Genomic DNA, 15,580 nt, shown 5'->3' on the forward strand with positions numbered 1-15,580 from the left:
TATGGCGAATAAGGAGAAAAAAAATAAAAGTGTTTTGCAATTAGGAATAATACTTCTTATAATTACAGCAGTTGCAGGATTTATTATAGGAGCAGTATATAATATAACAAAAGAGCCTATTAGAATTGAGGAAAAGAAGGCAAATGATAAGGCAATGAAAGAGCTACTAAGTGATGCAGATAAATTTGTTAAAAAGGATATGAAATTATCTAATGGGGTATTAGAAGTTAATGAAGGAATAAAAAGTGGTAAAGTAGTTGGATATGATATAAAGGTTGCATCTAAAGGCTATGGTGGAAAAATAAATATTATGGTTGGGATAAAAAATAATGGTGAAGTATCAGGAATAAAAATATTATCACAATCAGAAACAGCTGGTCTTGGAGCAAACTGTGAACAACCTGAGTTCTATAAGCAATATAGTGGAAAGCCTACAAAAAACTTAAAGGTTGTAAAAACAAGTGATGTTAAAAAAGATGAAATAAAAGCTATAACAGGAGCTACAATAACTTCAAAGGCTGTAACTAAAGGAGTAAATGAAGCAATAGATTTTTATAATAATAACTTAAAGGGAGGTAATAAGTAATGTATACTCCAAGAGAACGTTTAAAGAATGGTATATTTACAGAAAATGTAACATTTGTGCAAGTACTTGCAATGTGTCCAACCCTTGCTGTTACAACAAGTGCAGTTAATGGATTAGGAATGGGACTTGCATCTACAGTTGTATTAATAGGATCTAACTTTGTTATTTCTTTACTTAGAAAATTTATACCAGATGAAATTCGTATTCCATCATTTATTGTTGTAATAGCAGGTTTCGTAACAATGATACAGTTCTTAATGGAAGGTTATGTACCAGCTTTATATAAGGCTTTGGGACTATTTATTCCTCTTATTGTTGTTAACTGTGTAATTTTAGGAAGAGCTGAAGCTTTTGCATCAAAAAATGGACCAGTACTTTCTATATTTGATGGTTTAGGACAAGGCTTAGGATTTACTTTATCTCTTACTGTAATTGGTATAATAAGAGAATTATTTGGAGCTGGAAAAATATTTGGATTTAAAGTATTTTCACATCCAGCAACAATTATGGTTTTAGCACCAGGTGCATTTTTAACACTTGCTATATTAATGGCTTTACTAAATTATAGAAATGAAAAGAAGAATAAAGAAAATAAGAGAATTACAGAATTTAAAGGATGTAGCGGACATTGTGAAAGCTGTAAGAACTTTAGAAAATAAATATAAGAAAAAAGGGGTGTTAAATAGATGAACTTATTTATTATATTTATAAGTTGCTTACTTGTAAATAATGTTGTTTTAGCAAAGTTTTTAGGTATATGCTCATTTTTAGGTGTATCTAAAAAAATAAAAACTGCAACAGGAATGGGGGCTGCTGTTACATTTGTTATGGTAATTGCCTCAATTGCATCTTTTGTAGTTTATAAATTTGTATTAGTACCTTTTAATATAACATATATGTACACATTAGCATTTATATTAGTTATAGCTGCTTTAGTACAGTTAGTTGAAATGATAATTAAAAAATATAGTCCAGCTTTATATAAAGCTCTAGGAATATTTTTACCATTAATAACAACAAACTGTGCAATATTAGGTGCAGTTATAATCAATATGAATGAAAATTATTCACTAATTGAATCAGTAGTAGCTGCTTTAAGTACAGGTCTTGGATATATGTTAGCTATAGTTTTATTAGCTGGATTAAGAGAGAGAATGGAAGACAATGAAAATGTTCCTAAATGCATGCAAGGGTTACCAATTACTTTATTAACAGCTTGCTTAATGTCAATTGCTTTTTTAGGATTTCAAGGTCTAATTCGTTAAGGGAGATGTAATAAGATATGGATTTTAGTGAAATATTATACCCTGTCTTAAGTTTAGGAGGGTTAGGCGTATTATTGGGTTTAGGTCTAGGATATGCTTCTAAAAAGTTTAAAGTTGAAGTAGATGAGAGAATTCCTTTAATAAAAGATTGTTTGCCTGGAGCAAATTGTGGTGGCTGCGGATATGCAGGATGTGAAGCATTAGCACAAGCAATAGTAGATGATAATGCTCCAGTAAATGCATGTGCTGTTGGAGGAGAAGATGCTGCAAACAATATAGCTAAAATAATGGGTGTTACAGCAGAAAAGAAGGAACCTAAAAAGGCGTTTGTAAAATGTGCAGGAAGCTGTAATGTAGCTAAAAAATCTGCAAATTACTATGGAATAAAAGGTTGTAAGGAAGCTGCTATAATTCCAGGAGGAGGAAATAAGGCTTGCTCATATGGATGTTTAGGTTTTGGATCATGTGTTGAGGCATGTCAATTTGATGCAATTAATGTAATTAATGGGGTGGCTGTTGTAGATCCAGAAAAATGTACAGGTTGTGGAGCTTGTGTTAAAGAATGTCCTAAAAACATAATTGAACTTAAACCTATATCAGAAAAGATAAGAGTTCAATGTTCATCAAAGGATAAGCTAAAAGAGGTTAAACTTGTATGTGATACAGGATGTATTGGATGTGGAATATGCCAAAGAAATTGTCCAAGTGAAGCAATACAATTAAAGGATAATTTACCTGTAATAGACAAGGATAAGTGTACTCTATGTATGACTTGTGTAGAGAAATGTCCAGTGAAAATAATAAAGTATTTTGAATTGAAAGAAAATTAGGAAAAGTGCCAATTTAGGCACTTTTTTTAATTTATGAAAACCTATAAATTTTTTTATTTTTTTATGCAAAAAACTATAAGTTTTGGTTATGTTAGTTATTTGACATAGCCTATATGGAGTGTTAACATAATAAAGGAAAAAATAAAATAATTAGGAGGCAGTATGTTTCAATTCGAGACCCAATTAAATAAATTAAAACATGAAGTCCTAACAGAAGTTGCCATACTTGCTAAAGAGGATAAATTAACAAAAGAAAATATTGAAAAAATCCCATATAAAGTAATAAAGGGAAGTAAAGCTATTTACAGATGTTGTGTGTATAAAGAAAGAGCTATAGTTCAAGAAAGAGCTAAATTAGCTGCAGGATTCCTTTCAAATGGAGATGTAGAAGATGCAGAATTAATAGACATAAGACCTGACGAGCAAATAATCTATGTTATAGAAGCTGCTTGTGACAGATGTCCTATTAACAAGTATACAGTAACAGACTCTTGTAGAAATTGTTTAGCACATAAATGTCAAGAAGCTTGTAATTTTGGTGCTATTACATATGTTGGGGGAAGAGCTTACATAAACCAAGAAATATGTAAAGAGTGTGGAATGTGTAAAAAGGCATGTCCTTATGACGCTATATCAGAAGTTATGAGACCATGTAAAAAAGCATGTCCAACAGGAGCTATAACTATAGACGATGAAGATAGAAGAGCAGTAATAAAGGAAGATGATTGTGTAAACTGTGGAGCATGTATGTCAGCATGTCCTTTTGGTGCTATATCAGATAAGAGTCTTATAGTTCCAGTTTCAAAGAGACTTGCTAGAAAAAGAAAAATGTATGCAGTAGTTGCTCCGGCAATAACTGGACAATTTGGAAATAATATTACATATGGACAAATAAAGAATGCAATAAAGAAACTTGGCTTTGTAGATATGGTTGAAGCTGCATGTGGAGCAGATATGGTAACCGTTCATGAATGCGGAGAATTTAAGGAAAGAATGGACAAGGGTGACAAGTATATGACAAATTCATGTTGTCCAGCATTCTTAAGATACATAGAAAAATTCTATGGAAGTGAAGCTAATAAAATTTCAAATACAGTATCACCAATGGTTGCAACAGGAAGATTAATAAAGAAAATGGATCCAGATGCAAAGGTTGTATTTATAGGACCATGTACAGCTAAAAAAAGTGAGTCAGTTAGAGAAGAAGTTAAAGATGCAATAGATTATGTATTAACATTTGAAGAATTAACTGCAATGTTTGAAGCTTTTGAAGTTAACCCATGGGAATGTGAAGATGAAAAGGTAGAAGATGCATCAATATTTGGAAGAGGATTTGGTGCACAAGGTGGACTAACAGCAGCAATTCAAGATCTTATTAAAGAAGAAAACATTGATGTTGATTTCAAACCAGTAAAAGTTTCTGGTGGAGTTGAAATCAAAAAGACAATGACTATGGCTAAAATAGGAAGACTTGCTGGAAACTTTATTGAAGGAATGATGTGTGAAGGCGGTTGTATAAATGGAGCTGGAACTATTGTACCATCAATGAAAGCTAAAGGTACTTTCAATAAGATAAATAAGGTTGAAGGTAAAGAAACAATACTAGGAAATGAAAGACTTAAGGAATTTGAAGGTGTAAACTTAGAAAGAGTTCCTGAGGAAGAATAGATATAAAAATAGATGTTGATTAATCAACATCTATTTTTTTATACCTATATGTTCACCCATATATACTTTTGTTTCGTAGCCTAAATTTGTTTGTTTTATTATATCATTATCAATTTTTATAGTTCCTTTTTTTAGAAATAATACAACTGTTGAACCACCAAATTTAAAGTAGCCTTTTTCTTCTCCACGTCTAACCTTTTTACCAGCTGTATAGGATTGAATTATGCTACCAACGCAGGTAGCACCAACTTCAACATATAATACATCATCAAAGTTATCAGATTTAAAAACAGACCATTCACGTTTGTTTTGACAAAATAGCTTTGGAATTCTATCAATAGCTACAGGATTTACTGAGTAATAATTTCCTTTTATAAAGTGATTTGCACCTGGTATACCAGAATCTATAAAGTGAAATCTATGATAATCAGTAGGACAAAGTCTAAAAATAAGACAAGTGCCATAATTATATTCATTAGCCATTTTTGAATCTCCTAAAAGTTCGCTTAAACTATATGTAATTCCTTTAACTTGAACAATTTTATTCATATCTATATTTTCGTAAGCTAAAAGTCTTCCATCTACAGGAGACATTAATATATTATTATCACTTGGTATGGATCTTGCATCTGTTCGTAATTTTCTTGCGAAGAAATCATTAAAGTTTTTAAAATCAGATACATCTTTAGAGTATATATTCATATTAATGTTAAAATCGTGAATAAATTTAGGGATTTTTTTAGTGCTTAATTTAGAATCACAGTACATTCCGTAGATTTTAGAACAGAGTTTCTTTTTTATTATAAGTTCTGTTATTCTTTTTCCAGCAGGTGATTCATAACACCAATCTAAATATTTTTTACCAGCAACTTTTTCTTCATCATATGATTTTGTAGCTCTATTATATACAAGTATCATAAGTTACTCCTTTACATTTTTTTAGAAATCAATCAAAATCTCTTTAAACATAATAAAAGTATAGTTGAAAGATCTGTTTAATGCAAGGGATAGAAATTTGAATGTAATGTAATAAAAATAAATAATATCTATAATAAAAATATATCTCATGCTATAGTAAGTATGAAATATATTTTTTAGGAGGGAATATGAGAATTTTAGCAAGTGATTTTGATGGAACTTTATTGGTTAATAATGAAATAGATAAAAGAGACATCGATTCAATAAAAAGATTAAGAAAAGAAGGACATAAATTTATTATATCAACAGGAAGAAATCTCTTAGGTGTTAAGGAGGTTTTAGAAAAATATAACTTACAGTTTGATTACTTAGTTTTATGTAATGGAGCTTTAATAGTAGATAATGAGTTTAATGTTATAAAAAACAATATAGTAAGTTATGAAGATGCTAAAGAGATTATAAATGAATTTTCTGATAAAGAAAATATAATGATTCATTTTGATAATGGAAATGGTATGACACTTATAGAAAACAAAAATGCTAATATGGAAAAACTTCAGTTTTTTGAAGAATTAAATGTTGAGTTTTATCCAAAAGAAGAAATATTGAATTTAAAGAGTGGAGCTTCTATTATGAGTATATTTTCTACTGATAGTTCAGTTGAAATAGCAGAAAATATAAAAGAAAAACTTCTAGAAATGTTTGGAGATGAACTTGGAATTTTTAGAAATCAATTTTTTGTAGATATAGTTGCAAAGGGTGCTTCAAAAGGAAATGGATTAAAAGAGATACTAAAGATAGAAAATAAGGATTTTGATGATATATATACAGTTGGTGATTCGTTTAATGACATATCAATGTTTGATATAACAAAAAATAGTTATACATTTAATAGGGCAGAAACTGGTGTAAAAGAACATGCAAAAAATCATATAGACTTTGTTTATGAAATTGTAGATGAAATTATAGAAAGTATTTAAGATATATTAAAAGCAGCCTTTTAAATGAATGTCATATTAAAAAAGGCTGCTTTTTTCTATTTCATTGTATCTAAGTATTCATCATAGCTCATAGTTCTATCGATTAAAGTACCATCATCTTTAATGTCAAAGACTCTATTTGCAATAGTTTGAATGAATTCGTGGTCATGAGATGCAAATAATATAACACTCTTATAATCTTTAAGTCCATTATTTACAGCAGTTATTGATTCAAGATCTAAATGGTTTGTAGGTTGATCTAGCATTAATACATTTGCATTTGAAAGCATCATTCTAGATAACATACATCTAACCTTTTCTCCTCCTGAAAGTACTGAAGCTTCTTTTAAGGCTTCTTCTCCTGAGAATAACATTCTTCCAAGGAAACCTCTTATGTAGCTTTCAGATTTTTCTTCTGAGAATTGTCTAAGCCAATCAACTAATGAAAGATGACAATCATTAAAGAATTCTGAGTTATCTTTAGGGAAGTATGCAGTTGAAATAGTTATACCCCATTTATATGAACCGCTATCTGGCTCCATTTCACCATTTATTATTTTAAATAGTGTTGTAATTGCTATTTCGTTAGCTCCAACTAAAGCAATCTTATCATCTTTGTTAACTCTAAAGCTTACATTGTCTAAAACTTTAACTCCATCAATAGTTTTTGATAAGCCTTCAACTATTAATATATCATTACCAACTTCTCTTTCAGGTTTAAATCCAACAAAAGGATATCTTCTAGTAGAAGGTTGAATATCATCTAAAGTAATTTTATCTAATAACTTCTTTCTTGAAGTTGCTTGCTTAGATTTTGATGCATTAGCACTAAATCTAGCAATAAAGTCTTGAAGTTCTTTAATTTTGTCTTCTTTTTTCTTGTTTTGTTCTTTAGCCATTTGAAGAGCTAATTGACTTGATTGGTACCAAAAATCATAGTTACCAGTAAATATTTTAATTTTACCAAAGTCAACATCAGCTATATTAGTACAAACTTTATTTAAGAAATGTCTATCATGGGATACGACAATAACAGTTCCATCAAAGTTTATTAAGAATTCTTCAAGCCAGTTAATTGATTTTATGTCTAAGTGGTTTGTAGGCTCATCTAGAATAAGTATTCCAGGATTGCCAAATAAGGCTTGAGCTAAAAGAACTTTAACCTTTTCTCCACCAGTTAATTCTGAAACTTTTTTATAGTGCATATCAGTTCCTATGCCAAGTCCTTGAAGTAATGATGAAGCTTCAGCTTCAGCTTCCCAACCATTAAGCTCTGCAAATTCACCTTCAAGTTCTGATGCTTTTATTCCATCTTCATCAGTAAAATCAGGCTTTGCATATAAAGCATCTTTTTCTTTCATTATTTGGTATAATCTTTCATTACCCATTATTACTGTTTCTAAAACTTCAAACTCATCATATTTGTAATGGTCTTGTTTTAAAACAGACATTCTTGTATTAGGAGCAATTGATACATCACCTGTATTTGGTTCAACTTCTCCAGAAAGAATTTTTAAGAAGGTACTTTTTCCAGCACCATTAGCTCCAATTACACCATAACAATTTCCAGCAGTAAACTTTAAATTAACATCTTCAAAAAGTTTACGGCCACCATATCTTAAACTAACATTTGATACAGTTATCAATCTTATTCTACCTCATTTCATAAATATATTTATTTGCCTATTATAACATACAATTTAAAATAAATACTATAATAAAATAAACATTAATATTATACTTTGAGTTAAGTAAAATTAACAATTTAAATGGGGATTTTTGAGGATTAAATTTTGTTGACAAGTTTTGTATAATGATGGTAAACTTATTTTATATAAAAAAGTAGGTTGGGAGAACGGTCATGAAAAATTGCATTAACTTAGATTCAATTAAAAAAGTTAATATAGCATATTACTTTAACTATTATAGATAAAGTTTGTATTTATAAAAATTATAGATACAAACTTTGGTTAAAACTTTAGTTTGTATCTATGATGGTTAGGGTTTAATGACTTGCTTAGTTTTAATAAATTAGCCACATAGGATGCGAAATACTATGTGGTGTTTTTAATTTTACGGAAGACAAAGGTCGCATAGTAGTAACGCTATGTGACCTTTTATTATATATTAAATGATAATTTTAAAATTAAAATTATAAATTAAAAGTAGGATAGTAGTACAGAAGGAGGAAAATTAAATGAAAAGGGAAATTTTTAGTAGTAAGGTAGGCTTTGTCCTGTCATGTATAGGGGCAGCAATAGGTCTTGGAAACATATGGATGTTTCCATATAGGTTAGGACAATATGGAGGTGCAGCATTTTTAATACCATATTTCATATTTGTTTTTGGACTTGGAACAATTGGACTTATGACAGAATTTTCATTTGGAAGAAGATTTAAAGGGGGATCAGCCACAGGAATTAGTGTAATACTTAGAGAAAAAGGAGCTAAATTCGGTAAGATACTTGCTATAATACCAGCTATAGGACTTATGGGGGTATTTATGTTTTATAATGTTGTAGTTGGTTGGATAATTAAATACTTTGGTATGAGTATAACAGGAGAAATATCAAAGGTTAATATAGCAACTTACTTTGATTCTTTTGCTGGAAGTGGCAACTCAATATTTTTTAATTTTATAGCAATTGCAATAACTCTTATAATTGTTTACCTTGGAGTTACAAAAGGAATTGAAAATATCAATAAAATAATTATGCCAGGACTTTTTATAATATTTATATTACTTGCAATTAGGTCATTAACTCTTCCAAATGCAATGGAAGGTGTAAAATACCTATTAACACCAGATTTTTCATACCTTTTAAAACCAGAAACTTGGGTTATGGCACTTGGACAGGCATTCTTTACAGTATCACTTAATGGATGTGGTATGGTTGTTTACGGAAGCTACATTGATAAAGATTTTGATATTCCAAAGTCAGCATTTAGCACAGCTATATTAGATACATTAGCAGCACTTTTGGTATCATTTGTAATAATGCCAGCAGTATTTTCTTTTGGATTAGACCCACAAGCTGGACCACCATTATTATTTATAACAATGCCAACAATATTTAAATCAATGCCAGGTGGGCATATATTAAGTGTAATATTCTTTTTAAGTATACTTTTTGCAGCTATAAGCTCATCAATAAATATGCTTGAAGGACCTGTTGAAGCACTTATGGGAAGAACTAATTTATCAAGAAAGGCTGCATCAATTTTAGTTGCTTTAACTGGATTTGTATTATCAATTCCATTAAATTTAAGTATGGATAGTTTCTCTAACTTTACTAACTTGATGACTATAATAGTATCACCAGTTGCAGCTTTATTAGTAGCTATAGTGTTTTACTTTATATATGATTCAGGTAAGGTTCTTGAGGAGATTAACATAGGAGCTAATAGAAAACTTGGTAATGGATTTATATTAATGGGTAAGTATGTATTTCCTATAACAACAGTAGGTGTAATAATCTTAGGAGTTGTTTATGGAGGAATAGGATAAAGTTAAATTATTAAGGCTAGAATATATTCTAGCCTTTTTTTTAATTGTATATGATTAAAGATATATTAGTAAAAATTGAATTAATAAAGTTCAATATTTATTTTGTTTCTTACTAATTTAAAATCTAATTAAAAATGTGGTAAAATTCTATTGTAAAATATTTTGTTGAAACTGAACTTATATAAGTCGGTATTCTTAATTAATATTTTATATAAAAATAAAAAGACTTACATCCATTAATTTGGAGCAAGATCGGAGGTAATATTAATGTCAACAAAAAGTAGTGTTGAAGAAAAGAAAGGTGCTGCAAAAACAAAATTCAGCACAAGACAAATTGCAGTAGTTGGAATGCTATTTGCAATTACAATCGTGTTAGGAGCAACAGGGCTTGGTTTTATACCAATACCACCACTAAAACTAACAATAATGCATATTCCTGTAATTATAGCTTCATTAATTGAAGGTCCTATAATAGGTGGATTGAATGGATTACTATTTGGATTTTTTAGTATGTTTCAATCTGCTACAAATCCAACTCCTCTATCATTTATATTTTTAAATCCTATTGTTGCAGTAATTCCAAGAGTATTAATTGGGATAGTCCCTTATTATGTTTATAAACTAGTAAGAACAAGAAGTGATAAATTTAATTTAAGCATTTCTATACTATTAGGTTCATTTACTAATACAATTGGAGTAATGGGACTTATTTATATAATATATTTAAAGGAATATGCAAAGGTGCTTGGCATATCTATAAGTGTTGCTAAAAAAATTATTTTAGGTTATATATTAAATGGGTTTGTTTCAGGAAGTTTTGCAATATTAATATCCTTGCCAGTCATACTTGCAGTTAGGAAAATTAGAAAATAAACTGGGATTAATTTAAATTTGAGATTGTTGTCGCACTAAATAATTAGTGCGACAATTTTTATATTTAGAATAACATGAGTTATATATGGGGTCAAAAGAACTTATAGTTTTGGTACATAATAAAAAACCTCTTTTTATATTAATGGTTGTCTTGCAATTTCATTAATATAGGAAAAAGTATTAATTTTTATTAATTAATTTTATATTATGTTCTTTAAAATAATTATTTGCATTAGTTTCTGTTTTGGAAATTAGATTAGAAAGTTCTATTGAGTTTAGTTTAGGTAACATTTTTTTTGGAAATAAATTAGTAGCTTCTTTAGATTCAATAGGAAAATTATGTTTTGTGACTTTAAAATGATTATTAATTTTTTTTACGTATATAATTCCTGTAAATTCTCCGCCAGAACTTTCATAAGCTTTATCATTTTCTATTTTATATGAATTTGCAAAAGCTTTTATATAACATATAACAGTATTATCCTTAAATTCAGTACCTATTAGTTCATGACTTTCAAACACTTTAGAATTATTATCTATAGATAAACCAATATCATTTTTAAGGCAACTTGATATTAATGTATTAAGTTCTTTTTTACTTATTATATTTTCAGTAGTTATAAAATTTTCAGTGTTTGGTGTTTTTGATACAATAGGACTATTACAGCCAATTAAAGAAAGTATTAAAATCCCTGAAAAAAATAGCATAATCTTTTTCATAATTAAGCCTCCTATAAATTTCTCAATATATAATAAGATATAAATAATTGATTAATATATTTTTAAAGTTTTATCTAAAATCAATACTAGAGTAATTATATATTAAAATATATCAGTAAAATTTTGGTAACAATGTCATTACAATTAAATATATAATTAAGATGATATAATATAAATAAATAATTTAAAAAGGAGAGTACATATTATGCAAAAAACTAATGCTATGAGAATACTAGATAAAAATAAAATAGAATATAATTCATTAACATATGATGCTTCAGATGGACATATAGATGGTGCAGCTGTTGCAGAAAAAACAGGTCAAGATCCTAAAACTGTATATAAAACATTAGTTACAATGGGAAATTCAAAAAATCTTTATGTATTTGTTTTACCTGTTTTAGAGGAACTTGATTTAAAAAAAGGTGCTAAGGTTTCAGGTGAGAAAAAAATAGAAATGATTCATGTTAAAGATATAAATAAGTTAACTGGCTACATAAGAGGAGGTTGTTCTCCTATAGGAATGAAGAAACAATATAAAACTTTCATTCAAAAGGATGCATTAAATTTAGAAAAAATAGTTTTTAGTGGTGGTAAAATTGGACTTCAAATTGAGATGAATCCTAAAGACATAGAAAAAGCTATAAGAGTAGAATTTGAAGATATTATAAAATAAAGGTATTAGAAGAAATAACTTGGATAAACTAACCTTAAATATAGAAGGAGATTTTTGGTTTATGAAAAGTAAAAAGGTTATTTCTTATTTAATAATAGCTAATTTAATAGTTATTTTCTTATATATGTTAGGAAAACTTAAAGTAGTAAGTGAATTTTTAGATGTTTTTTTATTTGTAATTTTTACTCCAATTGTATTTGGTGTGTTTTTGTTTTACATATTAAAGCCATTAAATGAAGTGTTTATGGCAAAAGGTCTAAAATCAGGAATGGCGTCTACTTTAACGTTGGTTATATTTATATTTATACTATCAGGTGTTATAAAATATTTTGGTGATTATTTTATAAAGCAGATAGTTCAATTAAAAGAGATTATAATGTCAATTATAAAAGAAAATAATATAAAAGATTTTGCTTATAAAAGTATGGCTAAGGAAGAATTTAAATTTTTTATAGAGGGTTTTTCAAATAGAATTTTAAATTCTATAAATATGATATTTTATAATACAAAGGGAATATTTAATAAAGGAATGATGGTGTTTTCTAATTTCATATTAATTATATTAATTACATTTTTCTTATTAAAAGATGGATTTAAGTTTAAACCATTCATAATGAAACTTTGTCCACAAAAGTATAAGAGTGTTATTAGTGATATTTTATTTGAAGGAGACAATGTATTATCAACCTATATAATTGGTCAAGGAACAGTTGCACTATCACTTGCAACTATGGTTTTTATAGGTTATAAAATTATAAATATTCCAGGTGCATTATTTTTATCAACTTCAACATTTATATTAGCATTTATACCTTTTGTAGGATTTTTTATATCTATGATTATTCCTTATATTATTGCTATATCAATGGGATTTAATATGGTTTTAAAGCTAACATTACTTTTTGTAATAGCTCAAACATTAAAGGGAAGGGTTGTAGTACCTTTTATAATGGGAAGAGCTATGAAAATACATCCTATAACTGATATATTTTTAGTTGTAGGGTCATCAGCTATAGGTGGACCAATTGCTGCCTTTTGTATAATTCCAATATATTCATTATTAAAAGTAATACTTAGAAACTTTAAAAAAAGAGGATATATTTCTTATGAAAAATTCATAGAAAAAAGGTTTAAAGTGTAATTAAATTTTTAATACATTAAACTATCTAATATTAAAGTGTGAATTTAATGTTAGATAGTTTTTTTATTGTGTAAATGTTTAATTTTGGTGATATAATGGAATAAATTACAAGGCGATATAGCTTAAAATAGGAGGGTTAGTATGTATGATGTTGTAATAATTGGTGGTGGAGTAATAGGTGGTAATATTGCTAGAGAGCTTTCAAAGTACAAGCTTAAAGTTTGTATGCTAGAGAAGGAAGATGATGTTAGTTGTGGATGTTCTAAAGCAAATAGTGGGATAGTTCATGGTGGTTATGCTGATAAACCAGGAACATTAAAGGCTAAGCTTTGTGTTAAAGGAAATAGAATGTTTGAACAGTTGGAAAAGGAATTAAACTTTGGTTATAGAAAAACTGGTTCTTTAGTTTTAGCCTTTTCTGATGAAGAAAAGGAAAGTTTAGAAAAACTTTATGAGTATGGTATAGAAAATAATGTAGAAGGATTAAAAATAATAAATGGTGAAGAAATATTAAAGATGGAACCTCACTTAAATAAGGATGTAAAGTGGGCATTGTATTGTGAAAATGCTGGTGTATGTTCACCTTATGAATTTACAATTGCACTTATAGAAAATGCTATAAAAAATGGAATGGAACTAAGATTAAATGAAGAAGTTATAGGAATAGAAAAGGTTGGAGACGTATTTAAAGTTAAAACAAATAAAGATACTATAGAAGCTAGATATGTAATAAATGCAGCTGGAGTTTATAGTGATAAAATTTCAAATATGGTTGGAGAAGATTATTTTCATATTATACCTAGAAAAGGTGAGTATATAATATTTAATAAAGACCAAGCATATTTAGTTGATAAGGTAATATTCCAAGTGCCAACTAAAAAGGGTAAAGGAATACTTGTAACTACAACATACCATGGAAATCTTTTAATAGGGCCAGATGCAGAGCAAGTAGCAAGTAAAGATGATGTATCAACTACTGAAGAATCCCTTAGAAAAATTGCAGAAGCTGCTAGACATTCAGTAAGTGATTTTGATATGAAAAAAGCAATTACTTCATTTGCTGGGGTTAGACCAACTAGTTCAACTAAAGATTTTATAGTTGAAGAAACAAAAGTAAAGGGATTTTTAAATGTAACTGGAGATTCTCCAGGACTTACATCTTCACCTGCAATAGCAAAAATGGTTATAGATATATTAAAGGATTCAGGGCTTGAGTTAGATAAAAATGAAAATTTTGAACCTTATAGAAAACCGATTGTAATTAAGAAGGGAAAGGATTTTAAAGGTGATATTAATGCTTTAGATCCAGAAAAACATATAATATGTAGATGCGAAACAGTAACAGAAGCTGAAATTGTAGATGCACTAACTAGAGAAATAAAAATTAGTTCAATAGATGCTATAAAAAGGCGTACAAGAGCTGGAATGGGAATGTGCCAAGGTGCATTTTGTGGACCAAGAGTAAGAAAATTAATAGCTGAAACTTTAGATATAAAGGAAGAAGATGTTAAAGGAAGAGGACCTAAATCATCAGATATTGCATCTAGAGTAAGTAGAATGGATATTATGAAACTTTAACAAAAAAAGCTTATAGTGCAGTGATAAGCACTATAAGCTTTTTATTTTTGATAGATTTTTAATCTTGGATATATATTTAAAAATATATTTAAAATTAAAACTAGTCTAAAATATATCTTAAATTAAATAAAAGAAAACAGCAATAAAGTGACAAAGGGTTCCAAGCATTATAAATACATGAAAAATCTCATGAGTTCCAAAGGCACCTATTTTAAATCTATCATTTCTAAAGGCATATATTACACCACCTATTGTGTACATAACTCCACCTAAAATTAATAATATAAGAGCTGGTGTTTTAAGTAATTTAGATAAAGGATATATTGCAAATATTGCAAACCAACCTATTGCAATATACATTACACTTGAAATCCACTTAGGACACCCTACCCAAAACATTTTAAATATAATTCCTAATATACCTGAAATTAAAACTGCACTAAATAATATCCATCCAACTTTATCGTTAAGTGCTATTAAACAAAATGGTGCATAAGAACCTGCAATAAGGACAAAAATCATTGAATGGTCTAATTTTTTTAATCTATATATAATCTTATCTGTAGAAATAACTGAATGATAACTTGCGGAAGCTGAATAAAGTAAAATCATACTTACTCCAAAAATAGCAACTGAAATAGTAGCAACTATTCCTCTATGAGTTATTATTGATTTTGATACTAAGGCAATTAAACCTATAACTGAAAGTATTGCACCAATTAAGTGAGTTAACCCATTTATTGGTTCTCTAAAATATTTATCCATAGTAACCTCCAAAAAATTCCACGTAGTTTTAAAAACTACTTACTGTAATATTATTATATTCTTTTAAATTAA

At 28.3% G+C, this 15,580-nt stretch carries 15 protein-coding genes; 11 read left to right on the top strand and 4 right to left on the bottom strand.

The window, feature by feature from the left end; all coding sequences use genetic code 11:
• Position 1 precedes the first annotated feature (1 nt).
• From J2Z53_RS08665 to J2Z53_RS08685, 5 genes are all read left to right on the top strand, one after another.
• The gene (locus tag J2Z53_RS08665; RefSeq protein WP_209797098.1) at positions 2 to 586 is read left to right on the top strand and encodes an RnfABCDGE type electron transport complex subunit G; all 585 of its coding nucleotides are present in this window, start codon (positions 2 to 4) and stop codon (positions 584 to 586) included.
• Complete coding sequence (rsxE, locus tag J2Z53_RS08670; protein ID WP_209797099.1) at positions 586 to 1,245, top strand: electron transport complex subunit RsxE; 660 nt, start codon at positions 586 to 588, stop codon at positions 1,243 to 1,245. Before J2Z53_RS08665 ends, rsxE begins: the two co-directional genes overlap by 1 nt.
• Before the next feature lie 27 nt (positions 1,246 to 1,272).
• Positions 1,273 to 1,851, top strand: coding sequence for an electron transport complex protein RnfA (locus tag J2Z53_RS08675; protein WP_209797100.1), 579 nt, complete (start codon positions 1,273 to 1,275; stop codon positions 1,849 to 1,851).
• Between the two features lie 17 nt (positions 1,852 to 1,868).
• Positions 1,869 to 2,681 (top strand): RnfABCDGE type electron transport complex subunit B, encoded by an 813-nt coding sequence (gene rnfB / locus J2Z53_RS08680; RefSeq protein ID WP_209797101.1) that lies wholly within the window; start codon positions 1,869 to 1,871, stop codon positions 2,679 to 2,681.
• 162 nt (positions 2,682 to 2,843) lie between these two features.
• The gene (locus tag J2Z53_RS08685; RefSeq protein ID WP_209797102.1) at positions 2,844 to 4,349 is read left to right on the top strand and encodes a 4Fe-4S dicluster domain-containing protein; all 1,506 of its coding nucleotides are present in this window, start codon (positions 2,844 to 2,846) and stop codon (positions 4,347 to 4,349) included.
• A 30-nt stretch (positions 4,350 to 4,379) separates the two neighbouring features.
• Here the strand turns inward: J2Z53_RS08685 and J2Z53_RS08690 are convergent, their stop codons facing one another.
• Positions 4,380 to 5,267 (bottom strand): phosphatidylserine decarboxylase, encoded by an 888-nt coding sequence (locus tag J2Z53_RS08690; RefSeq protein ID WP_209797103.1) that lies wholly within the window; start codon positions 5,265 to 5,267, stop codon positions 4,380 to 4,382.
• 188 nt (positions 5,268 to 5,455) lie between these two features.
• On the opposite strand from J2Z53_RS08690, the gene J2Z53_RS08695 reads away from it, so the two are divergent.
• A complete protein-coding gene (locus J2Z53_RS08695) occupies positions 5,456 to 6,247 on the top strand; it encodes a Cof-type HAD-IIB family hydrolase (RefSeq protein ID WP_209797104.1) in 792 nt (263 codons plus the stop codon).
• Between the two features lie 56 nt (positions 6,248 to 6,303).
• On the opposite strand, the gene J2Z53_RS08700 is transcribed toward J2Z53_RS08695, so the two are convergent.
• On the bottom strand, positions 6,304 to 7,893 hold the full coding sequence (locus tag J2Z53_RS08700; RefSeq protein WP_209797105.1) for an ABC-F family ATP-binding cassette domain-containing protein: 1,590 nt from the start codon (positions 7,891 to 7,893) through the stop codon (positions 6,304 to 6,306).
• A 551-nt stretch (positions 7,894 to 8,444) separates the two neighbouring features.
• On the opposite strand from J2Z53_RS08700, the gene J2Z53_RS08705 reads away from it, so the two are divergent.
• On the top strand, positions 8,445 to 9,755 hold the full coding sequence (locus J2Z53_RS08705) for a sodium-dependent transporter (RefSeq protein ID WP_209797106.1): 1,311 nt from the start codon (positions 8,445 to 8,447) through the stop codon (positions 9,753 to 9,755).
• A gap of 267 nt (positions 9,756 to 10,022) precedes the next feature.
• Positions 10,023 to 10,628, top strand: coding sequence for an ECF transporter S component (locus tag J2Z53_RS08710; protein ID WP_209797107.1), 606 nt, complete (start codon positions 10,023 to 10,025; stop codon positions 10,626 to 10,628).
• 180 nt (positions 10,629 to 10,808) lie between these two features.
• On the opposite strand, the gene J2Z53_RS08715 is transcribed toward J2Z53_RS08710, so the two are convergent.
• Positions 10,809 to 11,348 (bottom strand): hypothetical protein, encoded by a 540-nt coding sequence (locus tag J2Z53_RS08715; protein ID WP_209797108.1) that lies wholly within the window; start codon positions 11,346 to 11,348, stop codon positions 10,809 to 10,811.
• Between the two features lie 205 nt (positions 11,349 to 11,553).
• Between J2Z53_RS08715 and ybaK the strand changes: the two genes are divergently transcribed.
• From ybaK to J2Z53_RS08730, 3 genes are all read left to right on the top strand, one after another.
• Positions 11,554 to 12,024: a Cys-tRNA(Pro) deacylase gene (gene ybaK / locus J2Z53_RS08720; protein ID WP_209797109.1), complete on the top strand. Its 471-nt coding sequence runs from the start codon at positions 11,554 to 11,556 to the stop codon at positions 12,022 to 12,024.
• 61 nt (positions 12,025 to 12,085) lie between these two features.
• Positions 12,086 to 13,165, top strand: a complete 1,080-nt coding sequence (locus J2Z53_RS08725) for an AI-2E family transporter (protein WP_209797110.1) — start codon at positions 12,086 to 12,088, stop codon at positions 13,163 to 13,165.
• 141 nt (positions 13,166 to 13,306) lie between these two features.
• Positions 13,307 to 14,743 (top strand): NAD(P)/FAD-dependent oxidoreductase, encoded by a 1,437-nt coding sequence (locus J2Z53_RS08730; RefSeq protein ID WP_209797111.1) that lies wholly within the window; start codon positions 13,307 to 13,309, stop codon positions 14,741 to 14,743.
• A 117-nt stretch (positions 14,744 to 14,860) separates the two neighbouring features.
• On the opposite strand, the gene trhA is transcribed toward J2Z53_RS08730, so the two are convergent.
• Entirely contained in the window at positions 14,861 to 15,508 is a 648-nt protein-coding gene (trhA, locus tag J2Z53_RS08735) for a PAQR family membrane homeostasis protein TrhA (protein WP_209797112.1), read from the bottom strand.
• Positions 15,509 to 15,580: the final 72 nt, after the last annotated feature.

Origin of the sequence: Clostridium moniliforme, assembly GCF_017873235.1 — a bacterium.
Lineage (GTDB): Bacteria > Bacillota > Clostridia > Clostridiales > Clostridiaceae > Clostridium > Clostridium moniliforme.